Annotated in this window: 23 protein-coding genes; 17 read left to right on the top strand and 6 right to left on the bottom strand. The window is 41.9% G+C overall.

Annotated elements, in window-relative coordinates; translation table 11 throughout:
* The first annotated feature begins 252 nt into the window (after window positions 1-252).
* Both MED121_RS21365 and MED121_RS21360 read left to right on the top strand, forming a co-directional pair.
* Window positions 253-1,122: an MYG1 family protein gene (locus MED121_RS21365; protein WP_009836007.1), complete on the top strand. Its 870-nt coding sequence runs from the start codon at window positions 253-255 to the stop codon at window positions 1,120-1,122.
* 570 nt (window positions 1,123-1,692) lie between these two features.
* On the top strand, window positions 1,693-2,745 hold the full coding sequence (locus MED121_RS21360; protein WP_207382852.1) for an aldo/keto reductase: 1,053 nt from the start codon (window positions 1,693-1,695) through the stop codon (window positions 2,743-2,745).
* Window positions 2,746-2,878: 133 nt separating this feature from the next.
* On the opposite strand, the gene MED121_RS21355 is transcribed toward MED121_RS21360, so the two are convergent.
* Window positions 2,879-3,781 carry a LysR family transcriptional regulator gene (locus MED121_RS21355; RefSeq protein ID WP_009836010.1) on the bottom strand — a complete coding sequence of 301 codons (903 nt, stop codon included), beginning with the start codon at window positions 3,779-3,781 and terminating at the stop codon, window positions 2,879-2,881.
* A gap of 80 nt (window positions 3,782-3,861) precedes the next feature.
* On the opposite strand from MED121_RS21355, the gene MED121_RS21350 reads away from it, so the two are divergent.
* Window positions 3,862-4,779, top strand: a complete 918-nt coding sequence (locus MED121_RS21350; protein WP_009836011.1) for a DMT family transporter — start codon at window positions 3,862-3,864, stop codon at window positions 4,777-4,779.
* Window positions 4,780-4,790: 11 nt separating this feature from the next.
* On the opposite strand, the gene MED121_RS21345 is transcribed toward MED121_RS21350, so the two are convergent.
* A complete protein-coding gene (locus tag MED121_RS21345; RefSeq protein WP_036181486.1) occupies window positions 4,791-5,336 on the bottom strand; it encodes a TetR/AcrR family transcriptional regulator in 546 nt (181 codons plus the stop codon).
* Between the two features lie 323 nt (window positions 5,337-5,659).
* Between MED121_RS21345 and MED121_RS21340 the strand changes: the two genes are divergently transcribed.
* Both MED121_RS21340 and MED121_RS21335 read left to right on the top strand, forming a co-directional pair.
* Window positions 5,660-6,262 (top strand): hypothetical protein, encoded by a 603-nt coding sequence (locus MED121_RS21340; protein ID WP_009836013.1) that lies wholly within the window; start codon window positions 5,660-5,662, stop codon window positions 6,260-6,262.
* A 68-nt stretch (window positions 6,263-6,330) separates the two neighbouring features.
* Window positions 6,331-7,251: an SDR family oxidoreductase gene (locus tag MED121_RS21335; RefSeq protein ID WP_009836014.1), complete on the top strand. Its 921-nt coding sequence runs from the start codon at window positions 6,331-6,333 to the stop codon at window positions 7,249-7,251.
* A gap of 171 nt (window positions 7,252-7,422) precedes the next feature.
* On the opposite strand, the gene MED121_RS21330 is transcribed toward MED121_RS21335, so the two are convergent.
* Window positions 7,423-7,707: an MFS transporter gene (locus MED121_RS21330; protein WP_036181485.1), complete on the bottom strand. Its 285-nt coding sequence runs from the start codon at window positions 7,705-7,707 to the stop codon at window positions 7,423-7,425.
* A 57-nt stretch (window positions 7,708-7,764) separates the two neighbouring features.
* Entirely contained in the window at window positions 7,765-8,688 is a 924-nt protein-coding gene (locus MED121_RS21325; RefSeq protein ID WP_009836017.1) for an AraC family transcriptional regulator, read from the bottom strand.
* A 154-nt stretch (window positions 8,689-8,842) separates the two neighbouring features.
* On the opposite strand from MED121_RS21325, the gene MED121_RS21320 reads away from it, so the two are divergent.
* The 10 genes from MED121_RS21320 to MED121_RS21280 all read left to right on the top strand — a co-directional run bounded on the left by MED121_RS21320 (window position 8,843) and on the right by MED121_RS21280 (window position 21,826).
* Window positions 8,843-9,613 (top strand): SDR family oxidoreductase, encoded by a 771-nt coding sequence (locus MED121_RS21320; protein ID WP_036181481.1) that lies wholly within the window; start codon window positions 8,843-8,845, stop codon window positions 9,611-9,613.
* A gap of 418 nt (window positions 9,614-10,031) precedes the next feature.
* Window positions 10,032-10,184, top strand: a complete 153-nt coding sequence (locus MED121_RS24770; RefSeq protein ID WP_083789437.1) for a hemin uptake protein HemP — start codon at window positions 10,032-10,034, stop codon at window positions 10,182-10,184.
* Window positions 10,185-10,365: 181 nt separating this feature from the next.
* Window positions 10,366-12,222: a TonB-dependent receptor gene (locus MED121_RS21315; RefSeq protein ID WP_009836020.1), complete on the top strand. Its 1,857-nt coding sequence runs from the start codon at window positions 10,366-10,368 to the stop codon at window positions 12,220-12,222.
* A 152-nt stretch (window positions 12,223-12,374) separates the two neighbouring features.
* Complete coding sequence (locus MED121_RS21310; protein WP_009836021.1) at window positions 12,375-13,475, top strand: hemin-degrading factor; 1,101 nt, start codon at window positions 12,375-12,377, stop codon at window positions 13,473-13,475.
* A complete protein-coding gene (locus tag MED121_RS21305) occupies window positions 13,472-14,371 on the top strand; it encodes an ABC transporter substrate-binding protein (protein ID WP_009836022.1) in 900 nt (299 codons plus the stop codon). The genes MED121_RS21310 and MED121_RS21305 overlap by 4 nt, the downstream gene beginning before the upstream one ends.
* Complete coding sequence (locus tag MED121_RS21300) at window positions 14,368-15,459, top strand: iron chelate uptake ABC transporter family permease subunit (RefSeq protein WP_009836023.1); 1,092 nt, start codon at window positions 14,368-14,370, stop codon at window positions 15,457-15,459. The genes MED121_RS21305 and MED121_RS21300 overlap by 4 nt, the downstream gene beginning before the upstream one ends.
* Window positions 15,456-16,232 (top strand): heme ABC transporter ATP-binding protein, encoded by a 777-nt coding sequence (locus tag MED121_RS21295; RefSeq protein ID WP_009836024.1) that lies wholly within the window; start codon window positions 15,456-15,458, stop codon window positions 16,230-16,232. Before MED121_RS21300 ends, MED121_RS21295 begins: the two co-directional genes overlap by 4 nt.
* 837 nt (window positions 16,233-17,069) lie before the next feature.
* On the top strand, window positions 17,070-18,644 hold the full coding sequence (locus MED121_RS21290) for an alanine/glycine:cation symporter family protein (RefSeq protein ID WP_009836025.1): 1,575 nt from the start codon (window positions 17,070-17,072) through the stop codon (window positions 18,642-18,644).
* A 114-nt stretch (window positions 18,645-18,758) separates the two neighbouring features.
* Entirely contained in the window at window positions 18,759-19,325 is a 567-nt protein-coding gene (locus MED121_RS21285; RefSeq protein WP_009836026.1) for a hypothetical protein, read from the top strand.
* Window positions 19,326-19,852: 527 nt separating this feature from the next.
* Window positions 19,853-21,826 (top strand): methyl-accepting chemotaxis protein, encoded by a 1,974-nt coding sequence (locus tag MED121_RS21280; protein ID WP_009836027.1) that lies wholly within the window; start codon window positions 19,853-19,855, stop codon window positions 21,824-21,826.
* Window positions 21,827-22,029: 203 nt separating this feature from the next.
* Here the strand turns inward: MED121_RS21280 and MED121_RS21275 are convergent, their stop codons facing one another.
* Window positions 22,030-22,392 (bottom strand): cupin domain-containing protein, encoded by a 363-nt coding sequence (locus MED121_RS21275; protein ID WP_009836028.1) that lies wholly within the window; start codon window positions 22,390-22,392, stop codon window positions 22,030-22,032.
* A gap of 397 nt (window positions 22,393-22,789) precedes the next feature.
* Here MED121_RS21275 and MED121_RS21270 point away from each other — a divergent pair, with 397 nt between their 5' ends.
* A complete protein-coding gene (locus MED121_RS21270; protein ID WP_009836031.1) occupies window positions 22,790-23,710 on the top strand; it encodes a LysR family transcriptional regulator in 921 nt (306 codons plus the stop codon).
* Between the two features lie 133 nt (window positions 23,711-23,843).
* Window positions 23,844-24,248 carry a RidA family protein gene (locus MED121_RS21265; RefSeq protein WP_009836032.1) on the top strand — a complete coding sequence of 135 codons (405 nt, stop codon included), beginning with the start codon at window positions 23,844-23,846 and terminating at the stop codon, window positions 24,246-24,248.
* A gap of 106 nt (window positions 24,249-24,354) precedes the next feature.
* On the opposite strand, the gene MED121_RS21260 is transcribed toward MED121_RS21265, so the two are convergent.
* On the bottom strand, window positions 24,355-25,275 hold the full coding sequence (locus MED121_RS21260) for a LysR family transcriptional regulator (RefSeq protein ID WP_036181478.1): 921 nt from the start codon (window positions 25,273-25,275) through the stop codon (window positions 24,355-24,357).
* Window positions 25,276-25,481 lie beyond the last annotated feature (206 nt).

The following is a 25,481-nucleotide window of genomic DNA, read 5'->3' as shown; positions in this document are numbered from 1 at the left end:
TAGTTTCTCTTGGTTTTAGGTAACAAGCAGAGATTGGGAGAAACATAAGCATTCATTCAATTATCCTAGTTTGTCATTTGAATCCGCTATTTTTGTCAGCCATCTTGCTATAGAATCCCCGTATCTTTTTTAGGGGCTTCTAAGTGGCAAGGTTAATTCAGGTTGATTGTATGACATAAACCTTAATTAATATCTTCTAAACACTTTATCCCTAGTATTACTCTCTTATGCAACAGGCAAGATACAACTCCAATGACTGATATTACGATAGCAACCCACAATGGTAACTTTCATGCTGATGATGTTTTTAGCGTCGCGGCACTGAAAACAATTTTTTCTAGCTTTAATCTGGTTCGTACTCGTGATCTAGAGGTTATCAAACAAGCTGATATCGTATTGGATGTAGGCGGTATTTATGATGCCGATGCTGGTCGCTTTGATCATCACCAAAGAGGTGGAGCAGGTGAGCGTGAAAATGGCATCCCTTATTCTTCTTTTGGTTTGATCTGGAAAAAATACGGTGTCGAGATTTGTGGTGGTAACAAAGAAGTGGCTCACTCTGTCGATACGGGTCTTGTTTCTGTCATCGATGCGGTTGATTGTGGCCATGTTGAAGGTGTTTCTAAAGGCATTAGCCTTAGCCAAACCATTTCTATGTTTAACCCAACTTGGCAAGAAGAGAGTGATTATGACGCTTGCTTTGAAGAGGCTGTAAGCTTCGCTTCTCGTGTTTTAACGCGTTTTATTGCGGCTGCAACCGGTGGTATTAGTGCGAAAGAGATTGTCGCTAAAGCCATTGAAAAGGCAGAAGATCCAAGATTGATCGTGCTTGAGCAATATACCCCTTGGAAAACAACGGTACATAGATTATCTGAAGAAGCCTTGTATGTGGTTTATCCTTCTGACACGGGAGAATGGCGTATTCAGACAGTCCCGGTTGAGCTTGGCTCTTTTGAAGATCGAAAATCGTTACCTAGCCCTTGGGCAGGTTTAGCCGGTAAAGAGCTACAAGAGGTCACTGGTATAGAAGATGCTATGTTCTGTCACAATGGTTGCTTTATCGGTGGTGCCCAATCATTTGAAAGCGTGATGAAAATGGCCGATATGGCGCTTAAGGCTTAATTAACAGTTCTAGCCATTTGTGTGTGCTGCTTTTAGGGGCTTAAATGATGAAAAACCTATTATCATTTAAGCTCCTAATCAGCGCGGTTAACCTTCATTTTTTGCTTTCTATTTTTCTAGTTTCTATTCTTCGAGTTTCTCATTTCTTTTACGTCATTAAAAATCAAATAAAGTCTTTAAGTTATTAATCTAATTTAATTATTTGTTTTAGAAACGTTAAGAAAATTAAGCCATATTTAAGATTCTAGGCCGGTTACCTGTGCCTAATTAATCTTTTAATATTGATAACAAGACATTCTATTTAGCCGCTAGCTTGCGCTCATTTTCTAGTGTCTTAATCAGGTCGTTTAACGCTATCTTTAGCCCATAATTTTAGTCCATAACTTTCTATTGCTCATAACTTTCTATTACTTATAAATTTTAACTTTATAACCTCTAGAGAAGCGACCTTATTAAGGTGAATTTCCTTTCTTATTTTTGATGAGAAGAAGAGAGCAGTCACTTCTCATTTGCTGTTTATAAAATTTTAGTTAGCTAGCAAGTCTTTATTTTTATCAGGGAGAATAAAATATGACAGCATCAAACAACACTCATATGCCGTATCAACAACTGGGTCAAAATGGGCCCATTGTTTCCAGGCTTGCCCTTGGGACAATGACATTTGGCGCAGAAACTAATGAGGTTGACGCCTTTCGCCAATTAGATTGTTTTGCTGACTATGGCGGTACCTTTATCGATACGGCCGATGTGTATTCAGCGGGTCTTTCAGAAGAAATAATTGGGCGTTGGATTAAACAACGCGGCGGTCTGGGGCAAATGATACTGGCAACCAAGGGGCGTTTTGCACCGCCTGCAGGCAGTTATGGTGGCTCACGTCGTGCCATAGTGAAATCGGTTGAGGCGAGCCTTAAACGCCTTCAGTTAGAGTCAATTGATGTCTATTACATGCATGGTTGGGATACTCAAACAGACATAGAAGAGACGGTTAATACTCTGGGGGATCTTATTCGAATGGGTAAGATTCACCATATCGCTTGGTCTAATGTATCTGGTTGGCAGATTCAAAAAATAGTCTCTACTTGCGATAAGCTCGGTGTGTCGAGACCGGTATCGGTTCAACCTCAATATAACTTATTGGATCGTGGTATTGAGATAGAAGTACTGCCTTGCTGTCTTGAAAATGGCATTGGACTAGCGCCTTGGTCACCTCTTGGTGGCGGCTGGCTAACAGGCAAATATAACCGTCAGGCTGCGCCAACTGGCAGTACTCGATTAGGTGAGAACCCAAAGCGAGGTGTTGAAGCCTATGATAAGCGTAATACCGATAAAAATTACCAAGTGTTAGATACACTGGAATCTATTGCGACACAACATCAAATACCTATGTCTCATGTGGCTTTAACTTGGTTACTATCTCGTCCTGCAGTGAGCACCTTATTATTAGGCGCAAGAACCATAGAACAGTTAGAAGATAACCTTAACTCCATTCGCTTAGTATTAGAGAGCAAAGAGATTAATGCACTGACTAAGGTGTCAGCCCCTGGTTTACCTGAATACCCTTATCAGTTCTTAACGGATTGGTCTGGTATGACAATTTGGGATGAGTTGGGGACGTCAATTTAAGTTAAGTCTCTTAACTTATTGATTGAGCGGCCTGTTTCAGGTCGCTCTGCATTCTGGCTAGTTTGCATGAGAACACGCTTTTGGTTCTCACAAATTATCCTCATCATTATGCAATAAGGTATTCAATCTGTTGTTAACAGGTGATGGTGTTCTTATTTGACGCCGCTGACTGCTTGACAGCCTGAGCGAGTATGTCGGTGAGTTCAGCATTACTTGCTCTCTCTTCCCCTTTTTGATTGGCACTAATTAAACATAAGTTATAACTGAGCTGTGGCGTGAGGGACTTTCTTATCACAAGCTGTCGCCAATGACTCGGGAAAGCAATACCTGGGACAATCGAGATGCCATAACCTGCGCTGACTATGGCAAATAATGCATTCATATCCGATACGCTTGTTTTGACCTTGGGTGTGAGGCCTGCTTGTTTGAAAAGTCTTTGAATGGGGGTTTCACAGCCTGCGGCAGACATAATAAATGCTTTTTCACTCAGTGCATCAAGCGTAACCTTGGCTGGATTTGGCTGGTGATAAGCACAGACAAGGTAGAATTCATCTGTGTAAAGTATGTCTGTCTCGTTAGCGTCAAAATCAAAGGCAATACCGATATCTGCAATCCCCAGCGTCACCCATTCTTTCACTTCTTCATCTGTGCCAATGAGTAATTCAACATCAAGCTTAGGATAGGCTCGACTCAAATGTGTTAACACATCAGGCACTATCACTCTGGAGGCACTGACGATGCTGGCGAGTGTGACTACACCGGATACGCTGGAGTCAGAAAGGTTAAGAATATTGTCAATTGAATCAAGCGCAATACCGGCTGACTCACAAGCGCTTATTCCAGCCGCTGTGAGAGTAACCCCTCTTGGTTCGCGTACAAGCACAGGTGTATTGATCGCGGCTTCTAGGGCGCGAACCGTATGACTAATGGCCGATTGAGTGACATTTAATTGTTCTGCCGTTCGACTGATGCTTTTCGTTTCACGTAAAGAAATTAAGGTTCTCAGCATCATAACGTTGATATTATTTTTTTTCATATATCAAATAATAAACATCATTTTATTAATGTCAATTTAGCCATTAATATTGCCTTAAATGATTTAAGGGAGTTAAAACGATGGATCAAACATTAACAGCCAGCAGTAATATTAGGGTTAAAGTCTTAGTCGGTGTTTTGTGTGCTTTGGGGACGATATGTATTTGGGCGAGTTGGATCTCAGTGACTCGGTTAGGTGCGACCATGGGCCTGTCTGTTTTCGACATTACTTTTTTGCGTTTTGGTGTGGCGGGCGTCTTGCTATTACCTGTCATTCTCAAACGAGGTTTCGCTTTTAAACAGCTGGGTCTTATACCCTTTATTATTTTAATTGTGGGGGCGGGCGCCTCCTATGCACTGGTTGCGGCATCGGCGGTTAATTTTGCGCCTGCTTCACATGCTGGCGTATTAATCGCAGGGGTAATGCCGCTTTTTGTGGCTTTGATTTCGATGTTTTTTCTTAAGGAAACCTTTAATAAGCAACGTAAATTAGGTTATTGCTTTATTTTGATTGGCTTAATTACCATTGTCGGATTGAGCTCTTTACTGGCTAAGACGAGCTATTTTATTGGTCATATCCTAATGCTGACTGCCTCATTTATGTGGTCCTCATATACCAGTGTTTTACGTCATTCTAAATTGGATGCATTGCACGGTGCTGCAATAGTGTCAGTGTGTTCTTTCTTGCTGTTTACCCCTATTTATTTTTATCTAAATGGATTGACGATTCTTCAATTACCCATGGACGCGGTATTAATTCAAGCCGGCTTTCAGGGGGTGGTAGCCACCATATTGGCGCTTTATCTTTTTGGCAAAGCAATTGCTATTTTAGGGGCATCAAGGGGGGCTGCTTTTGGTGCGTTAGTGCCGGTGTTTGCTGCTTTTATTGCAATCCCTGTACTGGGAGAGTGGCCGACTTTAATCGATTGGGTCGGTATTTTTATGGTGACCTTAGGGGTGTATTTAGCCAGTGGAGCAGGTTTTGCCAGAGCGAATTAAATGACCTTGAGTTAATCCAAGTGTTTTCGAACGAGCTTTGAAATATAGTCTTTACTGAAAGGTTTTCCTTGTACTAGCTGTTGGTTAAGTAGCCCTAAGAGCAGGGTGTAAAGCTGTTCGGCTGACGTTTTGTGAACATAGGTGGCTAAGATGTTTTTGTATTTCTCATTAGCCATCTTCATACAAGTATCTTGGGCTATATTTTCAATCTTAATCACATCTATGTATTCCATAACGACCTTGGTTTCTTGAAAGTGTCGTGGGGCTAAGAGTTGATACATTTGGTAAAAGCTTTCTATGCGCTCATCGTCACTGGCGTCTTCTGCCAAAGGACAATCGCTAAGGGCCATACTATCGAATCCCACCATGGCCTCAGTGGCCGCCTTAAAAATGTCATCCTTACTTTTAAAGTAGTGATAGATAGCGCTTTTACTCATCTCTAGTTGCTGGCAAAGCTCTCTCATGCCTAAGTTCTTGTATCCCAGCTCAAGAAAAACGTCTGCCGCTTTAAGGGCAATTTCTTCACGTTTTTTTTCATGGTCGACAATTTTTGGCATGACACTTCCTTTGGCTAAAACACAATCAAGCACCGTTTAAAGCGGTTTCTGGACGGGCTGCAAAGTTAAACAGAATCTGTATAAAAAAACCATCATGTTAACGGGCAAACCCTGAAAAATAATAACGCTAATAATGGGGTAAAATAATTTAATAGTCCACTTGGTCTAAAAACATTGATATTAAGGCGTCTTTTGGTTATTTTAAAAAGACCAAGTGTTCTAAATAAATTATTTAACCCAGTTTGACGGTTTTAGATTCCATCTAAAGGCAAAGGTAAAACACTATTTTTGTCATTAATCAGTTAGTTGATGAAGGCGGTGATATGAAAATTGATTGGCAGCTTCCACCTAGTCGTACCGGTTTTAAAGGGTCACTGGATAAGTTTATTGGGCCAGGCGCCACCCCTGCTGAGAAACATTTGCAATCATATTTACCTTTGTTAGCGGCAGGTTTATTGGTGTTTTATGCCGTTAAGGCCGAACTTGGCTGGAGTCTTGGCCAGTATGTTGTGGCAAGTTTACTGGCAATGGATATGGCTGGTGGGGTGATTACTAATGCAACCTCAAGTGCTAAGCGTTGGTATCACCGTGAGGGTGAAGGCTTTAAACAACACATGGGCTTTATTGGATTGCATTTTATTCAACTGGGCGTGTTTAGCTGGTTTTTCTTAGGGTTTAACCTTGTTTGGGTTGCTAGTGTGGGTGGATATATGGTGTTTGCTGCGGCTATTACTTTGCTGATGCCGCTTTATTTGCAACGACCAATCGCGCTGATTTTATATTCAGTGAGTCTCCTTTTGAGCCTATATGTGTTTGAGACGGCAGTTGGTCTAGAGTGGTTTTTGCCTATTTTCTATTTGAAGCTGCTGATTAGTCATATTTTAAGGGAAGAGCCATATCGACCCGAGCATGAATTGAATGAATAAATATCCTTCTTAATAACATTGAGCGTGAAAACTAAACGAAATAGCTGAAAAGGATTGAGGGTTAAATAATGCAAACAAAGATACTACTTGCAGGGGCGACAGGCTATTTGGGGCGTTACCTAGTGCAAAGGCTACTAAAGCAAAACGGGCCTTTTATTGCTATGGGGCGTTCAATCAAAAAATTAGAGAGTATGGGCCTTGAGACTCAGCAAATAAGACTGGCGCAAGTGACAGACCCAATCAGTTTAGCTGGTTGCTGTCATGGGATAGATGTGGTGATTTCTTGTGTGGGGATTACCCGTCAAAAAGATGGGCTTAATTACATGGATGTGGATTATCAAGCCAATATAAACCTGCTTGAAGAGGCGGAAAGGTCGGGGGTAAAGAAATTTATTTATATTTCTGCCTTTAATGCGCCTAATCACCAATCTGTGCGCATGTTATACGCCAAAGAGCAGTTTGCCCAGCGCCTTCTTTCATCCCAAATGTTAGCCCCTTGCGTGATACGCCCGAACGGTTTCTTTTCTGATATTGAAGCCTTTTATGCTATGGCAAAAGCAGGGCGTGCTTATTTATTTGGATGGGGGGAAGTGAAGGTGAACCCTATCCATGGGGAAGATCTTGCACGTTTTTGTTTAGACATTGCTGAGCTAGGCTCGCCATCCATGGATAAGATAGGCAAGGGTAAAGAGATTAAAGTAAAGCAAACTTGGCGACCTCTCCAAGATAAGCGGGAATTCGCCATAGGCGGCCCTGACGTGTTCAGCATAAAGGAGCTGGCCCAATTAGCCTTTAAGGCCATGGATAAGCCTGAAAAACTACTGCATTTACCCGATTGGATGAGACGATTAGCCTTGGCTATCGCAAAACGACTACCGGAAAAATTCGGCGGTCCAGCGGAGTTTTTTTTAACTGTGTCAGGCCAAGATATGGTGGCACCTGCTTATGGTGAACACCATTTATTAGAGCACTTTAAAAGCTTGTCCTGAGTCTGACTGTAAGGCACTGAGTTGTCCTTCTTAGTGTCTTTTTATTAGGCTTTTATATGTATTTTTTAGGCTTTTTTTAGACATTCTTTTAGGCTCTTTTAGCCAAGAGTAAAAGATCGTTAATCCTGCAAAGACGGTGGCAGCCATGAAAATGGGGGATAAGTAAGACGCTTAAAAAGTTAACAAAATCGGCAATGATAGATGTTTTAAAGCCGCCGACTTGTCGACTAAATTGTCGACTAAAGGAGCACTAAAAAAGGTTGAGAGAATAATCGGTAATATCTTGGCAGACATAACGGCAGCGACTAATCCTGGGCTATCCGATATTTCTAGGATTAACCAAGGTATGGCAACTTCTGTCAGCGCATTACCTAAAATCGTGATGCCATTGAGACTTAATAGGGTGAAAATTGGCCAAGAAAACCGTTTAGTCGCTCGCTTAGATAGCCGTTTCATTAAAATCCTTTTTAAACTGACGTCATTAATAAGCTGTTCTGAACGGCATATTTTAAGCTAGTTTGACGCCCCTAATAAAGACTGATCTTGCCATAGCGCATAACTGCCCGGTGACTGGCCCACATGGCGGGTAAAGGCAGAACTAAAGGCGGAGCTTGAGCCATAACCAACCTTATCTGCTATCTCTGATACTCTCATATTCCCTTGGTTTAGCATGTGTTTTGCCAAGGTCATTCGCCAATTTAATAAATAAGCCATGGGAGTCACCCCCATAATACGGTTAAAGCGGGAATAAAAGGCGGAGCGTGACAATCTTGCTTGGTCTGCTAATTGTGTGACAGACCAGGGATGATGGGGCGTGTCATGAATGGCTCGAATGGCAGGATTGATACGAGCATCAGCCAGTCCCGCTAATAGGGATGTTACTGTATCTGCCTGGGTTGAAGAGCGAAAAGCTTCAATCATAAGCACTTGTAATAAATGCTCTATGATGGCGTCTTTTGCGGCTCTATTTGCTTGCGTTTCTTCTAGAAGCAAGGAGGCAATTTTAGTTAATCTGGCCTCTTTTTGAATAAGCACATAACTGGGTAACAAAGAGACAAGTAGCTGTTTATCTACACTGGTAAATTTTGAATGGCCCACTAAGGCTTGTATCTTGGGTGTTTCTGAAATGGGCCCAAAACGATAAATGCCATCATCGCCAAATTGGGGTTTATTTTGCATCTCTTTGGTGGTCGTTTGATCGCTTGAAAAAGTGAAACTGCCCAGTGCGGGTATTAAAACAAAATCACCTTCATTAAGGGTTAGCTGGGTTGCATGCTTGATATTGAGGTAGGCTTTGCCTGATAAAATGAGACAATAAAATGCGTCATTGCTATCACTTCGACTCACCTCAAATGCGGCAGAGGCATGCACCAGCTTGGAGTGCGTAACCTCTGGGTTGAGTAGGGCAATGATCTGAGATAATGGGTCAATCATCATTTTTCAATTCGGTTAGTTTGAGCTTAAAGCATAATAGGAGAGGAAACCAAAAGATACTAATTAGGACGATTAATAAACATATAAGGACTTATGATTATTTTAAGTTTTTCATGGTCTGTCACTATAGATGATTCAAACTATAGGAGACTTTATTATGAAAACGATTCTTATCACAGGTTGCTCATCAGGTTTTGGCTATGAAAGCGCGTATCACTTTTTAGATAAAGGCTGGCATGTCATTGCGACTATGCGAAACCTAGACGAAGGCATATTTAAAGAGGCGCTAAAAGACAAGTCTGGAGCGCAAGGGCGACTTGAACTGCTTGAGCTAGATGTGACTGATGCAACCAGTATTGCCAATCTGGTTGAGTCTGTCGGGACGATTGATGCATTGGTAAACAATGCGGGAATAGGTTGGTTGTCTCCTTTTGAAGGGACGTCCGATGAGAATGTGCGCCGTATTTTTGAAACCAATACCTTTGCTGTGTTTGAAATGATACGAGCGCTGTTACCTAAAATGAGGCAACAAGGGGAAGGTGTCATTGTGAATGTATCGTCCAGTGTGACCATGAAACCTTTGCCCCTTTTGGCGGTATACACGGCAAGTAAAGCTGCGGTTAATGCTTATACTGAATGTTTATCTTTAGAGCTTGCGCCTCTTGGTATAAGAACTCGTTTGGTACTGCCTGGTCAATCACCAAGTACCAGTTTTGGGAAAAATGCTTTTGCTAATATGGAAGGGCAAAATGAATCACCACAAGCCTATCAGCCTTTTGTGGAGCAGGTGATGAAGAGCTTTGTGCAAAATGCCGGCGGTAAAGTAACAGAATTACAGGATGTAGTCAGCGCAATCTACACGGCGGTAACGGATGCAAGTAGCCCGTTTTCTATTCCCGCTGGGGATGATGCGGTGGCCCTTTCATAATAAAAAGTCTTAATTAAAAAGCCTTAATAAAAAGCCTTAATTAAAAGTCGTAATAAAAAATCTTGGTTAAAGGTCTTGGTTAAAAGTCTTAACTAAAGAGCCCCGTCATCAATCCTATGGGATACGCGACTTTCACTGTTTAGCTTTAATTTACGATTAATTAAAGCCACTTCATCACAGCGGCATTCAAGAAGCGGTTCAAAGATGGCCATCTTCCTATGGAGGGTGGCCTTTTTTATGATTAAAAATACAGGCGAATATCAATACTAAATCCTGTTCTTTGGTGGCTGCTTTCTGACTATTACGAATCAATTTACTGAATCAGATTCATTTTGTTTACAAAATGTTTGCGTTCGATCAAAAATAATGATTAAATGCGAATCGTTATCATTATCAACTAAAGATTGGCGATTTAATAATGTCTTCAATAAAAACCACCCTTAACGATATAACGGTGTGTGTATCGACGGAAAAACTAATGCAAGGTAAAAATGAGCTCACGATTATTCATAACGAGCAGCATTACACTTTACGCATTACCCGCAATGGAAAGCTGATTTTAACGAAATAAAATCACTAGGGCAGTGACGCTGCTAACACATTAAATAACCCCTTTATCTTGCCTAAGATAGCCACCTCATTCGGCAGCCAGTTAGCGCAACTTAAATCGATTTATCACAGTCGGTTTGAGCTAGGTGTTGGCTAACGCGCAATGTGCGCAATAACTTAACCATTAATAGGTTGTATTCGAAATGAGAAACAAGGCTAAATTATTGGCCGGCGCAGTTGTGCTGGCTAACACTTCCACTATTAACGCTGTTGAAATGACTGATACCATTTTAGTGTCGGCTAAAGCCCCAATTGTTGCTGAAGAATTCTCGGGTTCTGTCAGTGTGATTAGCGCAGAAGAGATTAAATTATCAGGTGCAACCAGTGTTGCCGAAGCCCTAAATGGTTTACCCGGTGTAATGGTGGGAGCTGGCTCTGGTAATGCAAAAGATGAAATTCGTATTCGTGGCATGGCGGGTGAATATGGCCTGATCTTAATCGATGGTAAGCGTGTTCCCAATGCAGAGCGTAATATCTCTTCTAGCCCTGCCAATCGATCTAACTGGGTATCGGTAGAAAATATTGAGCGTATTGAAGTCATTCGTGGTGCTGCATCCAGTCTTTATGGGGCTGATGCCTTATCAGGTGTGATCAATATTATCACTAAGAAAGCCGGTGATAAGTGGCGTTCGAGTGTGACCTTATCCGGCGCTGAGTTCCAAGGCGAAAGTGCCAATGCTCAAGGCATTAATTTAGCAACCTCAGGTAAAATTAATGACACTTTTGATATCAGCTTGAGTCACGATAAGCAGGAAGAAGATGAGATTTTCCATGATGGCAATTCCATTCAAGCTGAGCGTGAGCTGGTCAATTCCCAAGCGAAATTAGGGATTAATTTTTCTGAGGAAGAAAGACTAGAAGTCGGTCTTTTGTACGGCGAAGAATCTGCTGAGTCGGACTCAGATATTTTAGACCAAGAAAAGACTTTAGTGTCTCTTGATTATAGCGGTAAGTTGGATGATTTTAATCTAGGTGCAAGCCTTTCTGGGGCCCGTGATAACGTGGACGATGATGGTACTCAATGGGTCATTGAAGATAAGAATCTTGGCTTTGATATCGATGGTGAAATAGCTAAAGACCATTATTTAAGTGGGGGCATCAGTTACCGTGAAGAATCGGTTGAAAGAGAGAGTTTAGATTTCTCAGACACCTTTAAATCAAGCAACCTTTATGGGCAGGATGTCATTGATTTAAATGATAATAATTCGATTACCCTAGGTTTCTCCTTTGAAGATCATAATAAATATGGTGCCGCTTTTAGCCCTAAATTGTATTGGGCAAATACGCTCAATGACGAATGGGGGTTGAAGCTGGGTTACTCTGAAGGACGTATTGCGCCTGCGGTACGTGAAGGTTCTTCTGACTATGTTGTCTCAGCTGGGCCTACTAGAACCTATCGCGGTAATGACGACCTTAAACCTGAAGAAAGTAAAACCACTGAATTTAGCATGAGTTATGGTGGTGACGAGCTATTTGCCTCTTTCACACTTTTTAATTCGGATGTTGATAATCTTATTACCACTGTGGATGTTGATGACAGTGCTTCCGTGTTTGATAACCTTTACTCGAATGTGGAAGAAGCCCAAATACGAGGGCTTGAAACCGAACTAACCTGGGATCTGGCATCAGATTCACAGGTCTCTTTTAACTACACCTATACCGATGCGATCAACAAAGATGGCAGTGATAATGACGGTAATCAAATCGCTAAACGTCCTCAGCATGTTGCCAATATCAAGTACACCCAGTTGGTTAATCTGATTGATGCCAATGTGTCAGTGTCTTTGCAAGGTGTGAGCTCGCAATATACGGATGATGAGAATAGCGAAGAAATCGCAGGTTACAGCACCCTAGATTTAGGTTTGGTTAAATCCATAAATGATCACTTAGAAGTGCGCGCCAATATCATTAACTTAAATGACCGTATGGTACTGGATGATTCTAATCAAGCCATTCATGTGGGCAGAGAGCTGCGCCTAGCCTTATCCGGTTCTTTTTAATATTTCGCGTTAAAAAGCGCCCCTTAAAAAAGCTTTGAAAGCCAAAAACGACTTCCCCGCGTGGCTGGCGATCAAGCTTTTGAATAGATCGATAGGGACATCGATCGCCTTAAACTTAATCAACGAACACTAACTTTCACTGAGATATTGTCATGCAATCACTGAATACCTTATTTGAGACCCGCCAAGCCAACTCGCATTCTGATTTAAACGCCAGATACGAAGCCCTGATACAGGCCCAGCCAAAATTGCGTCGCCGTAATGCTGCCGATTTGTTAGCGGTGGCTGAGGCGCAATTGTTAGAGGCTCAATGTGGTCTGAGTAGCCTGCGCCTAGATAATCGTTTTGCCGAAATGATTTATGATTTTCCACAGCTTGGTTATCTAATGACACTGACGCGTAATGACAGTGCGGTACATGAGCGTAAAGGTATTTATGACAATGTCAGCATTAATGGCCCAATGGGGTTGGTGATTACTCAAGATAGAAAAATTGATCTGCGAATTATTATTAGTCGCTGGCACGCTGGGTTTGCCGTATTGGAACAGACGCCAAAAGGCCCACGCTATAGTCTGCAGTTTTTTGATAATACGGGTGATGCCATTCAAAAGATTTATTTACAGCCTGAGAGTGACCTTCAGGCTTATCAAACCTTGCTGGAAAAACATTTAACCGTGAAGCCGGATACATTAGTGCTAGCGGCTCAACATGATGAGCAAACCTATTTAACGGACGCAGAGGTTGATTCTGTTTCCTTAAAGCGGGACTGGCGTGATATGCGTAATGTGCATCAGTTTTTCGGCTTGCTTAAAAAGCATCAGGTTTCACGGTTGCAAGCTTTTCGTTTGGTGGGTGAACCTTTAGCACAAAGATTCGATGCTAGTCGGTTAGAAGGCTTATTAGACGATATCGCTAAGTCAGATTTATCTATCATGTGTTTTGTCGGTAATCGGGGCAATATTCAAATTCACACCGGCCCAATTAATATCGTTAGAAGCATGGGGCCTTGGTTAAATATCTTGGACGATGAGTTTAACTTACACCTATTAACCAGCAATATTGATTCGGCTTGGTTAGTCCGTAAGCCTAGTGCAGATGGCGATATTACCTCATTAGAGCTTTATGATGGTGCGGGTGAGACCATTGCTCAATTCTTTGGTCAGCGTGAAGAAGGCAATCCTGAAAACACCACTTGGCGTCATTTTGCTGAACGTCTTTTAGAGGCAGAAACTAACTTGGAAGTAGAAGCATGAAGCGGCCTGTCTTAATGCCTCATGCCTTAATGCCTCATGCCTTATTGATCTTGCTGGTAAGCTTTTTTAGCGGGCTGATTAATGCGCAATCTATTAATGATCATTCGCAAAGAATTGTGTCGGCGGACGGCTCTTTAACCGAAATTATTTATGCCCTAAAGCAAGAATCGCGTTTAGTGGGGGTGGATACGACGTCAGGTTACCCTGCCTCAGCTCGGGCTTTGCCTCAAATAGGGTATAAACGCAACATTTCAGCCGAAGGGGTGCTTTCATTGGCTCCTGAGGTGTTGATAGCCACAGAGGATTCTGGTCCTGATAAAATTTTAAGACAAATTGAAGCCGCAGGTGTCAAGTTAGTGCGTTACAGTGCGACCCCAAGCTTGGACGCGGTGCGAGAGAAGGTGCTAGGGGTGGCTCAGTTACTGAATAAAACCCCAGAGGGTGAGCGTCTTTGGCAAACCATTGAGTCAGATGTTTCTAGAGTTCGTCAGCATATAAGCAAAATAGATGAAAAGGTAAAAGTCCTCTTTATTTTGAGCATGGCGTCAGGCAGCCCAGTGGTATCGGGTACGGATACCCATGCCGCAAAAATCATAGGGTTAGCGGGTGGGGTTAATGCTGCCAAAGGGTTTAGTGGTTATAAGCCTATGCCCCTTGAAGCCGTGATTGCTGCTCAACCTGATATTCTTCTTATGATGGATAGAGGAGGGGATCACGGTGCCAGTCAATCTATATTGCAAGGGCATGGATTTGAAATGACACCCGCGGGTAAAAATCATCGTCTTGTGACTATGGATGGCATGCTAATGCTGGGATTTGGGCCTAGAATCGCTCAGGCAATCAGTGAGTTGAATCACGCCTTTTACCCAAATCATAAAGAGCCTCTATCCCCATGATGAGTTTAGATTCAACCCCTGTGTCTGTCTGTGTTTTATCTAAGCGTGAAAAACGGGTACGTTTTGCCATTATCTTGTTGGTATCCGCGCTAATTTTAACCATATTAGCCTCGGTAGGCATAGGTCCAATGTCGGTGAGTATGCTCGATTCTTTGAGTGTGATAAGTGCCAAACTGGGTCTGCATGAATCGAATGTGAATGGCGTGGTTGAGACTGTGATTACCCAAATCCGTTTACCTCGCACCTTGCTAGCGATGTTGGTTGGTGCCGCATTGGCGGTGTGTGGTGCCGCAATGCAAGGGTTATTTCGTAACCCCTTGGCGGATCCTGGGTTAGTGGGTGTCACCGGCGGAGCCTCCTTAGCGGCGGTGTCTATGATAGTGCTCGGTGGTACAGCCTTGTCTTTTATCAACCAAATATTAGGTCAATATAGCCTGATGCTGGTGTCATTTCTGGGGGCCTTGATCACCACCAGTTTGGTCTCCAGAATTGCCACAACCAAGTACGGTACGTCAGTCACTAGTATGTTATTAGCGGGCATCGCCATTGGCATAGTGACGGGGGCTGCGGTGGGTTTTTTAACGTATTTTGCCGATGATAGCCAACTAAGAAGTCTCACTTTTTGGGCGATGGGCAGTGTCGGAGGGGCAACGTGGCAGACGGTACTGAGTGCGGGCTCTTTAATCGCTGTGCCTTTGATATTGATTCCTTTGCAGGCGAAACAACTGAATGCTTTGTTATTAGGGGAGTCGGAAGCGAGGCATTTGGGCATAGATGTCGAAAGGGTAAAGCGGCGTCTCATTTTTTTGACTGCTGTTGCCGTAGGCGCCTGTGTCTCTGTGTCTGGCATGATAGGTTTTGTCGGTTTGATTGTGCCCCATTTAGTGCGCTTGACCTTAGGGCCTGACCATAGATATTTATTGCCTTTAAGCGCTTTGTTAGGGGCGTTGTTTTTATTGATCGCAGATATATTATCTCGAACCATTATTGCCCCTGCCGAATTACCCATAGGTTTAATTACCACTTTAATTGGCGGGCCTTTCTTTATTGGTATGGTTGTGTATAGAGCAAGGAGTAATGCCCTGTGAGTCTTGTGGTAAATCAGCTTAGTTTAAACATAGGGCAGAAAGCCTTACTTTCAGACATTAACTTTAAGCTTGGTGCGAATGAACTCGTGGCAATACTTGGTCCAAATGGTGCGGGTAAATCGACCCTTTTTAAAGCCTTGAGTTCAGAGCATGCCTATTATGAGGGCGATATTAGCTTGCATGGCCGTAACCTTCGTCACTGGAAGGGGGGCGATCTGGCGAAAATATTAGGCGTATTGCCACAATCATCTGCCTTGGCTTTTCCTTTTCGTGTGAATGAAGTGGTTAACTTAGGGCGTCTACCCCATAGCACGGGCCGCTATATAGACAATAAAATTGTACAAGAAGCCATGATACAGGCCGATGTCAGCCATCTAGCTGATGCCCTTTATCCTTCCTTATCCGGTGGTGAAAAACAAAGAGTGCAATTAGCCAGAGTTTTGGCACAAATATGGCAGCCTAGTTCACTGGGAGAACGTTTTTTATTGCTTGATGAGCCAACGTCGGCCCTCGACCTTTCTCATCAGCATCAAACACTCACGTTAGCTAAGCAGCTAACTAAACAAGGGGTGGGTGTCTTGGCAATCTTGCATGATTTAAACTTGGCAGCTCAGTATGCGGATAGAATTATTCTATTGTCTCAAGGTCAGTGCCTTGCTGATGGCATGGTTGAGCAAGTATTAACCCCCAAAAGAATAGAGGATTTATATGGTATTCAAGTGATGGTGATGCCTCATCCTGAGCAAGGTTATCCCATGGTAATGGCTAAATAATCACCAATTCTATCGATAATGAAAGCACTTACTAATGTAGGGAATTGTTATAAAGTGATATTTTTTCCTTTAAGGTTACATTTTTAATTGCTAATTAAAAGTGGCTGAGATAGTTTTGGGACTTTAATGGATAACTGATGTTAAATTTGAGAAAAAGCGATTTATAATCACTTAAAACGCGTATTTTTATAGTCGAAGCTACTGTAAAAGTTTAAAATTAAAACATTATCTGTTTCCATTAAAAGAGATAGTTAATAAGCATTGTTGAAAATTACAATAAATAAAAAATACTGTTTAAATTCAATGTCTTAATGTTGTTTTATCAGTAAAAAACTAAAAGAAAGATAAAGTTCTCAGGTCGGGGTTATACAACGTAGTAAGCAATATTTTAAATGTTAGTGGTATATGGAAGAGAGCTTTTATAACTCAGATAAATAATTTTAACGAGTTGGGTGCTTGTTAATCTTTATAAATTGAAATGATATTTTCTTTAGTTGAAGTTTGAAATTATTATTTTAAATTTTGACCTCGATAGAATAATCATTTGAATTTCTAGTTTGAGTTTAAAAAAGGACATTTAGGTTAGTTGGATTAAGATGTCACTTAATCTGATGGCCAAAGTACTATCTCCCATCTCCCTTGATATCCAAGATTCCGCTTAGCTCATGCTTGTCGGCATTACAAAAGAGCAATGCTTTGTGAGAGCTTAGTCAGGATAAAGATATCGTTAGGGTCGCCATCAGCTGGATGCTGTTTCTATTTAAAGTAGTGTCATGTTTGACTTGTTTATTAGGTTGAAAATATCTGACGAGCTTTATAATAATAGGAAGTACAAATATGAGAAAAATACAGCAATTATTTGCATTCTTAATGTTGGCATTCAGCACCAATTTATTGGCTGCTGAAACGAGCGCATTTGGGGAGCTTGTTGGTTCAATAAGCCGCTCGGTCGATGGTTTCTTCAACGATTACACAGGTTGGTTTGTCGGTTTAATCTTCTACAGTGTGCCTGTTGGTGAAGCTAACTTTCCTATCATCGTAGGTTGGTTGTTGCTTGCAGCAACAATTTTCACGGTTTACTTCGGCTTTATTCAGTTTAGACGCGCAGGCCTTTCGATTGATATCGTAAGAGGCAAGTTCACTAATCCTAATGCCAAAGAAGAGGGTGAAGTCTCTCACTTTCAAGCACTAACAACAGCATTATCTGGTACCGTAGGTCTGGGTAACATTGCGGGTGTGGGTGCTGCCCTAGCGATTGGTGGACCAGGTGCCACTTTCTGGATGATCCTGTGTGGTCTTCTAGGTATGGCATCTAAGTTCTGTGAGTGTACCTTGGGTGTTAAATACCGTACGGTATTGCCTTCAGGCGTTGTTTCTGGTGGTCCAATGTACTACCTAAGCCGTGGTCTTGAAGAGCGTGGCCTACCAAGCCTAGGCAAATTCCTAGCGATTGGTTTCGCTCTGATGTGTATCCTAGGTTCTTTCGGTGGCGGTAACATGTTCCAGGCTAACCAAGCCCATGCCATGTTAACTTATGCTTTCGATGTACCAAGTGAATACGGTGTTATCACAGGTCTAGTACTAGCTGCTTTAGTTTTCTCTGTCATCGTTGGTGGTATGCCTTCAATTGCATCAGTAACTGAAAAAGTTGTCCCTTGGATGGCGCTACTTTATGTCGGCATGTCTGTTATCGTAATCCTTGCAAACTTCGGACAAATCGGTGCGGCTATAAGCGCTATCTTCGAAGGTGCTTTCACAGGTGCAGGTGTTGCGGGTGGTTTCATCGGTGCATTGATCCAAGGTTTGAAACGTGCAACCTTCTCTAACGAAGCGGGTGTTGGTTCTGCTGCGATCGCTCACTCAGCGGTTAAAACAAAAGAGCCAGTCACTGAAGGTCTAGTATCGCTACTAGAGCCATTCATCGATACCGTCATTATCTGTACTATGACTGCTTTGGTTATCACTATTGCTGGTTTAAACACAATGCCATTCAACGGTGAAGGCCTAACAGGCGTTACCTTGACAGCAGCGTCTTTCACAGCAACAGCGGGTATTTTCAAATACTTCCTAGCTGTGGCAGTAATCTTGTTTGCTTTCTCAACAATGATCTCTTGGTCTTACTATGGTCTAAAAGCTTGGACTTACTTGTTTGGCGAAGGTTCTAAAGTTGAGCTAGCGTTCAAAATCCTTTTCTGCTTCTTCGTTGTTGTCGGCGCAACCATTCAGTTTGGTGCGGTTATCGACTTCTCTGACGCTGCTATCTTCGCGATGTCTATCTTCAACATCTTGGGCTTGTACTTCCTAATGCCAGTTGTTAAGAAAGAGTTGAAATCATTCATTGCACGTGTGGCATCTGGTGAGATCAAACGTTACGACGACAAAGCTGAATCAAATTCTTCTGAAAAAGCATAATTCATTAGTTTTTCACATTAGAATGAGATCATAAGAAAACCCGCTTAGGCGGGTTTTTTTATATCAGTAAAAAGGTAAGATAACTTTCGCTAATACAATAACCTAGGGAACACAATGGAAGATGATAAGCACTTTTATATCGATTTAAAACGAACCCTCATAAAAGATGGACCTAAGTTTTTATCCCACACAGTGATGGCCAAAGGGGATGTTGTATTTTTAAAGCCCACCCTGGGGGCGATGATTTTTTGCATCATCTATATTGTGGTTGGTTTGTTTTTATTGGGCCTGGCAGGCTTAATTTATTGGAATTCTCGTCAATTAGATCTGACTGTTTTTATTGGGATGTTTGGCGGTGCGATTGGTTTGTTTGGGATGGCGCTTATTAAGCCGTTTATGAAACGCGCTCGGTTTGATAAAAATACCGGATTGTTTGATAACAACAAAGACCGAGATGTAAAGCTTAGACACATAGTGTCATTGCAAATCCTAAACAAGATAGTAGAACGAGGGCAAGCGCCTAGTTATCAGTGCTTTGAGCTGAATATGCTGACCAAAAATGGCCGACGTATCAATATTCTCAACCATAATGACTTACCACAAATGCAACTTGATGCGGCTATCTTAGGTAATTTTCTTAAGGCTGAAGTCCTAGATTTACGACGAGAGATTGAGATCTAGGGAATCTGCGAATAAGTCACCTCTTCTCAGTCTTTAAAGAAAAAATATCACACAAGGCGTTACTTTGACGTAATGTAGGTACCTTTCGAGAAGTAACAACACAGGGTGTTACTTTTTCTGAAAGACCCGAAGGGCGTGGTCTAAAAGCCCTATCTTAATGTTGAGGACCTTATCAATAGAATAACTATTAAGTTTCGTTCCTCGCCATAAATCTAGGGGCTTTTATTAACACGCTGAGGCGGGAGGACTTATTCGCAGGTTCCCTAACCCTTAATTTAAAATGAAAGTCTATTCAGTTAGGTGACCTTGAAAGCCTTTTTAAAAATAATCTTAAACGTATTTTTTAACTGAGATAACCTGGTTAATAGTATTAAATTGCTTGAAATATAAACAATTTTTGACCTTTTTACAGTTTGTTTACCTGAACTCTTGATAAAACTACGTAACGTAACAAGACTCTTGTCGATTCTTAGACCGAGACCCTTTTTAATTGATATGTATTTTTAAAAATAGGGTGAGTAGAGTCTATGCAGTTTTTAATTCGATTTTTATCACCACAGCTTGGCGTATTAGTCCTGCTGCCATGTGTTCTTTTAGGCGGCGTCATTTTTTACGATGTATTTCATTCCTATAACAGAATGCAAGATGCTTATGAAGCGGAATACAACGCCTTTATGTCCCACGAAGTACTTAAGGTGGTGCACGAAGTACAAAAAGAGCGTGGAGCAAGTGCTGGCTATATTGGTTCAAAAGGGAGCAAGTTTGGTGATCAATTAAGAGCACAGCGTACTAAGGTGGATCAAACCTATCAAACACTTCTTGCTAAGAATAAAACGTGGCAATTATCTGAGCTGATGCAAGAAGAACTCGATCATTTTACAAGCGCGTTTAATGGGATTAAAAGCATTCGAAGTGACGTAGATGCCCTTAACATTCCGCTTAGAAAAGCCTTAAGCTTTTATACAAATATTAATAGTTTTGGCTTACACAGTGTTATTTTTGCTTCCAAATATAGCGCAGATCCTGTTATTTCTTCTGAACTATTCTCCATTTATAACTTTTCGTTAGCCAAAGAATCGGCAGGTATAGAAAGGGCGGTGTTAGCAAATGTGCTATCGTCAGGGTCATTTACCCCATTGTTAAGAAATAAACATGTGCAGCTGATAACGAAACAGGAAGTGACGTTACAAGAGGCCATTGATGCCGCCCCCCCTGCGATACTCTCTATTTTTTCCCGATTTGCTGACAGTACCTCAAATCAAAATGTGTTGAAGGTGAGAAAAGAAGTCGCAGATAAAGATACTGGCTTTACAACCGATTCTGAAACTTGGTTTTCTTATGCCACCAAGCGCATTGAAGAATTAAAGAGTCTTGAAGAAGAAGCCCTATCTGTGGTTGATAAAACAGCGATACGTATTCAGCAAGATGCTGTGACTGTGCTTGTGGTTGAGGTTGTGGTATTCGTCATTGGCTCTTTGATAACCATTGCTTTATTTTTGATTATTCGAACCAGAAGCAGGCAATCATTAAAAATTGCTGAAGGGATACAAATTGCAATTCAAGACAGAAACATGGCTCATGAAATCGATGTGATTAGCTTTGATGAGCTTGGAGAGGCGGCATCAGGTATAAATCGATTAACCCAATTATTCAGTGAGGATCTCAAGTCATTTGACCATGCTTCGCAGAAAATTTCAGCCTCAACCAATGAAACTTCAATCTCGATTAAACAAAGTAAGGTTAACCTTATAGAGCAAAAGTCTGTCGTGCAAACTATCGCCACGGCGGCTGAGCAAATGGGGGTAAATGTTTCTGTGATTGCTGATTCAATGGAGAGTAATGCCCACTCGGTATCTGAAGTGGTCAGCAATGCTCAAGAAGGCCAGGCAACGGTTAGTAAGGCCGTCGATGTGATTCATCAAGCGGCAAAAGATATGGAAGAGTCCTCTACCGCAATTCATTCATTAAATGAAAGAGTTGGCAGTATTTCGTCTTTAGTGGATATGATTAGAGGTATCGCAGAGCAAACAAACCTATTGGCATTGAACGCAGCGATTGAAGCGGCCAGAGCGGGTGAGCAAGGGCGTGGTTTTGCAGTGGTTGCTGATGAAGTGAGAGGGTTAGCTAATCGAACTCGGGTCTCAACAGATGAAATTGCAGACGTTGTGAGCAAGCTGCAAGAGGATTCAACCAATGCTTTTCGTATTATCGATTTGGGGCAGAAAAATGCCTTACTCGCTTCTGAGCAATCAGAACTGATTAAGATAGTGTTGGATAAAATTACAGGCCAAGTGGAAAATGTGCAATCGGTTACAAGTTCTGTCTCTAAGAATACTCAAGAGCAAGCAACCGCGTTAAGTGCGGTAAACGCCAGCCTAATTAACATTTCAGATCAGGCGAGTGAAAATGTGGCGGGTGCCGAACAAATATCTGTGGCGGCGTCCAGTATTGAGCATTCTGCGATAGACATGAGAGATCAAATTAAACAATATAAAATTTAATCTTTAGCGAGCTGATTGTGAAAACGAGTAAAAAAGAGCGCGTCATTGCGCTCTTTTTTTATGCCTATAAAAGGCTAGTAGAAACCGTTAATAGACACTCCTACTAAGTAAAGTTGATAGGAGAGCCTACAAGGTAAAGTTAATAGACACTCCTACTAGGTAAAGTTAATAGAAGTGCCTATTAGCAGAAAATGATTGAAGCGCTAGGCCGCATAAATTACGAATACTTTGCGCAGCGTTTCATGCACTGTCCAGTTGCCACACCAACCCACTGGGAAGACAGCGCTTGACCCTGCTGTTAAGGTGACCGCGTCACCACCATCTTCCACGACTGTCATGCTACCTGAAAGCACATAAATCACTTCGCCTCGTGTTGTGAACTCCCAGCGAGATTCACCCGGTTCACATTCCCAAGTTCCTGATTTTATAGATTCATCGTCATTGTTATAAAAGGCAAGACTTCGGGTTGTGATCTCTCCTGATAAGGCTTGTGCCGTTGGTTGCTCTAATGGCTTTTCAGTGAGTTCTTGATTCGATAATTCGGCTGCACGGTAATGAATCGTCATTTTCTTGTCCTTTATGTTTGTTTTTTTGATTTGATAGGCAAGATAGCAGTTAGATTTGAGGCTAATTTACTCAGTTACGTCAAAATGTTAATGAAATACACGATGAAAGGGGATGTTGCTTCTGTATAAAATGTATAAGGAAAGACTGAGCTTTCTAGCCTGACGTGTTGTAAATCCTAAATAAAGCTGGCTAGGGTAAGGCTCCTGATCGCTAAGGCTCAGAAGCTTTAGGTGAATCCCATGGGTGTGACGCTTCAAAGAGGTTAGAAAGTCTACCTAGGTTGGAATCAATAAAGTCTTGTGAAAGGTCGTTATTTTTACCCAAAAAAGCCAAAATGATTGAGTTCCTAATGATTTTACTCATCCTTTAGCGTCGCTCTCAATGAATAGGTCATACATGATTGAAAACCTTGAATTACATCATTTAAAAACATTAGATGCCTTGTATCGTAATAGAACCCTCTCTCTTGCTGCAGAATCCCTTAATGTTTCTCAACAAGCCGTGAGTGCCAAATTAAAAAGGCTGAGAGACATATTAGGTGATAGGCTTTTTGTAAGAGAAGGGCATGGTATTGTACCGACGCCATATGCATTAACCATTCAGCCCTTTGTTGAAAAGATTATTCAGCAGCTTAATACTTTTCCTTTACCTCAAGACAATGATATTGCTCAATCTGAGCGTACTTTGGTTATTTCTGCGACGGATTATGGTCAAGAGATTATCATCAAATCATTGGTGTCCAAACTTGAGGCGGCCGCCCCTAACGTTAAGCTGATAGTTTGTAATATTGAAGTGGCGTCATTAACGAAAAAAATGAGCCAAGGCGAAATCAATCTTGCTTTTACAACCTCTGGTTATGTGCCAGATGGTTTGATTAGTGAACCCCTTTTTCAAGAGAAATACCTGTGTGTTGAGTCTTCTCAAGCCGCTGTTGCTGATCTATCTGCTCCTCTTTCGTTACAAGCCCTGATTAAAAGAGAGTTCGTCATTGTTAATCCTGGAGCACCAAGCCTTATCGGTTCGGCAGATTCTTGGTTTGAGCAACAAGGGTTCAAACGTCAAGTGTATATTTCTGTTCCTAGTTTTTATATGGCAAAAACCTATTTGGCATCATCAACAAAAGTGGGTTTTATTCCCGCACGTTTACTCTTGAATGCCAAGCCATTGCGTCAAAGTGAACAAGGGCAATCCTTGAGGAAGATAGCGCTGGAGAAATACCCACCAGGCTTTGAAGTAGTGGCTGTTTATCATGCTAGTGCCAAGCAGGATCCATTAATTCGCTGGGTCATAGAGGCCGTAAAACAATTAGCCTTATGACGACTTAGTGTTAAGGCAGAGGCTTTATTGATACAAGGTGCGTTTGTATCAGTTACATCGTCTGCTTGATCCTGCTTGTTGGCGTTAACCTTTAAGCTTAGCTCTATCAATTAATCACGATTTGGAGCAAGTAATGACACCTTTAAAAATTAATCCTGCAAGTTTATATGATGGCTCGGCTAATGGTTTATCCCATGGGGTTGTTGTTACCTCATTAGGTCTGGTGTTTGTGTCAGGCCAAGTGGATTGGACTAAAGATTTTAGGGTACAAAATAGCAGTATCGAAGGTCAGGCAGATGTTGCCATGCAAAATTTAAAGACGGTACTTGAAGCGGCTGGGTCCTCATTAGAGGATCTGTTACAGGTGCGCATTTATGTAAGAGGTGAAGTTGCTGATCATATGGCAGCCTTAGGTCCTGTATTGGCTAAATATATTGCTCAGTCACGTCCTGCGCTAACAGGTGTTGGGGTCAGCTCTCTCGCAAGCCCTGAAATGTTAATCGAAATAGAAGCCATTGCTCAGCTGTCAGCGAGTTAATCGCAGACTCCTTAGGCTTTTGCTGGCGAGAGCCTGCGATTAAATAAGTAATTAGTAAGTAAGCACAAGATCATGACTGGCGGAATATACATGGGGTAGCTGCCAGTTATGTTTCATTAAAATAGGCTTTTATAAAATCTAAAAACACTCTGACTTTCAAAGGCACATAATCCAGTTTTTGATAATAGGCCCATAATTGAAATTCACCACTGGTCAGTGAGGGTAGCACAGGTATTAGCTTGGCCTGTGCCAGTTCCGCTTCAATAATCATTTCAGGAATATAAATGATTCCTTTCGCCGCAATGGCAGCTTGAATAATCACTTCTGTGTTATTACTGACCAAATTGGCATTCACGTCGACGGCTTCACCATTGGCAAAACGCCAGGTATTTTGGGTCTGTTGACCATAGGTTAAACACGAGTGCTGGCTTAAATCACTTACCGTTTGCGGCATCTTATTGCTTGTACTCACGGCTCTTTGGCTTGTAAGCACTTGCGCTTCATCGTTGAAATAAGTAGGTGCAGCAAATAAACGATTCACATAGGGGCAAATAGGCAAACCGACGGTGGTTGCAGTATCCAAGGTATCTAATTTTCGACAGAGACTGAGGTCCGCTTGATGGTTTGGTAAATCTTCATAATCCCAAGACTGTAAAACCAATTTTATGTGTGGGTAACCTGTTTGAAATTGCGTAACAGCATCAAGTAATACACGGGTTAAGACTGGCTGTGGTGCCGCGAGGGTTAACACACCTTTTGCCTCTTGACCCAGGCTGATTGTTTCATCGATAAGGCTTTGCCATTGTCCTTTTAAATGACGCATTTGTTTGTAAAAAGCCTCACCGGCTTCTGTGAGAGAGATGCGTCTTGTTGTTCTTCGTAACAGCTGCACCCCAAGTTCGGCTTCTAATTCTGCTAAGCGCTTACTGACAACGGAGGGGCTAATGTCCAGTAGGCGCGCCGCTGCCACTAATGAGCCTTGGTCTACCACCTTAATAAATAATGATGCACGCTCAAAATTATCCATATTCATTCCAAAACAAGAATAGTTAAGTTCTATTTTGCTTGATTATCTCTCAAGTGAAAATAAATATCATGATCTCATCTAATGGCAGTGTCTGACAAAGGTAAGCGCCTAGAGATGAGAATAAGTGAGCAGCGTTTAATAAAAAGCGCTTAATAAGCAGTGAAAGACAAGCCTGATACATAACGTATGCATAGGCATTGGCGATA

Source organism: Marinomonas sp. MED121, from assembly GCF_000153025.1.
In the GTDB taxonomy this organism is placed as follows: domain Bacteria; phylum Pseudomonadota; class Gammaproteobacteria; order Pseudomonadales; family Marinomonadaceae; genus Marinomonas.
The sequence above is the reverse complement of the archived record's forward strand: the minus strand, read 5'-3'. Positions and strand labels throughout refer to the sequence as shown.

Coding starts and splice junctions, on each gene's coding strand:
- MED121_RS21310 (WP_009836021.1), top strand. CDS start 12,375: ATGCAATCACTGAATACCTTATTTGAGACCCGCCAAGCCAACTCGCAT.
- MED121_RS21325 (WP_009836017.1), bottom strand. CDS start 8,688: ATGATGATTGACCCATTATCTCAGATCATTGCCCTACTCAACCCAGAG.
- MED121_RS21350 (WP_009836011.1), top strand. CDS start 3,862: ATGGATCAAACATTAACAGCCAGCAGTAATATTAGGGTTAAAGTCTTA.
- MED121_RS21320 (WP_036181481.1), top strand. CDS start 8,843: ATGAAAACGATTCTTATCACAGGTTGCTCATCAGGTTTTGGCTATGAA.
- MED121_RS21270 (WP_009836031.1), top strand. CDS start 22,790: ATGATTGAAAACCTTGAATTACATCATTTAAAAACATTAGATGCCTTG.
- MED121_RS21330 (WP_036181485.1), bottom strand. CDS start 7,707: ATGAAACGGCTATCTAAGCGAGCGACTAAACGGTTTTCTTGGCCAATT.
- MED121_RS21315 (WP_009836020.1), top strand. CDS start 10,366: ATGAGAAACAAGGCTAAATTATTGGCCGGCGCAGTTGTGCTGGCTAAC.
- MED121_RS21340 (WP_009836013.1), top strand. CDS start 5,660: ATGAAAATTGATTGGCAGCTTCCACCTAGTCGTACCGGTTTTAAAGGG.
- MED121_RS21360 (WP_207382852.1), top strand. CDS start 1,693: ATGACAGCATCAAACAACACTCATATGCCGTATCAACAACTGGGTCAA.
- MED121_RS21300 (WP_009836023.1), top strand. CDS start 14,368: ATGATGAGTTTAGATTCAACCCCTGTGTCTGTCTGTGTTTTATCTAAG.
- MED121_RS21275 (WP_009836028.1), bottom strand. CDS start 22,392: ATGACGATTCATTACCGTGCAGCCGAATTATCGAATCAAGAACTCACT.
- MED121_RS21345 (WP_036181486.1), bottom strand. CDS start 5,336: ATGCCAAAAATTGTCGACCATGAAAAAAAACGTGAAGAAATTGCCCTT.
- MED121_RS21305 (WP_009836022.1), top strand. CDS start 13,472: ATGAAGCGGCCTGTCTTAATGCCTCATGCCTTAATGCCTCATGCCTTA.
- MED121_RS21355 (WP_009836010.1), bottom strand. CDS start 3,781: ATGAAAAAAAATAATATCAACGTTATGATGCTGAGAACCTTAATTTCT.
- MED121_RS21285 (WP_009836026.1), top strand. CDS start 18,759: ATGGAAGATGATAAGCACTTTTATATCGATTTAAAACGAACCCTCATA.
- MED121_RS21265 (WP_009836032.1), top strand. CDS start 23,844: ATGACACCTTTAAAAATTAATCCTGCAAGTTTATATGATGGCTCGGCT.
- MED121_RS21290 (WP_009836025.1), top strand. CDS start 17,070: ATGAGAAAAATACAGCAATTATTTGCATTCTTAATGTTGGCATTCAGC.
- MED121_RS21365 (WP_009836007.1), top strand. CDS start 253: ATGACTGATATTACGATAGCAACCCACAATGGTAACTTTCATGCTGAT.
- MED121_RS24770 (WP_083789437.1), top strand. CDS start 10,032: ATGTCTTCAATAAAAACCACCCTTAACGATATAACGGTGTGTGTATCG.
- MED121_RS21280 (WP_009836027.1), top strand. CDS start 19,853: ATGCAGTTTTTAATTCGATTTTTATCACCACAGCTTGGCGTATTAGTC.
- MED121_RS21335 (WP_009836014.1), top strand. CDS start 6,331: ATGCAAACAAAGATACTACTTGCAGGGGCGACAGGCTATTTGGGGCGT.
- MED121_RS21260 (WP_036181478.1), bottom strand. CDS start 25,275: ATGGATAATTTTGAGCGTGCATCATTATTTATTAAGGTGGTAGACCAA.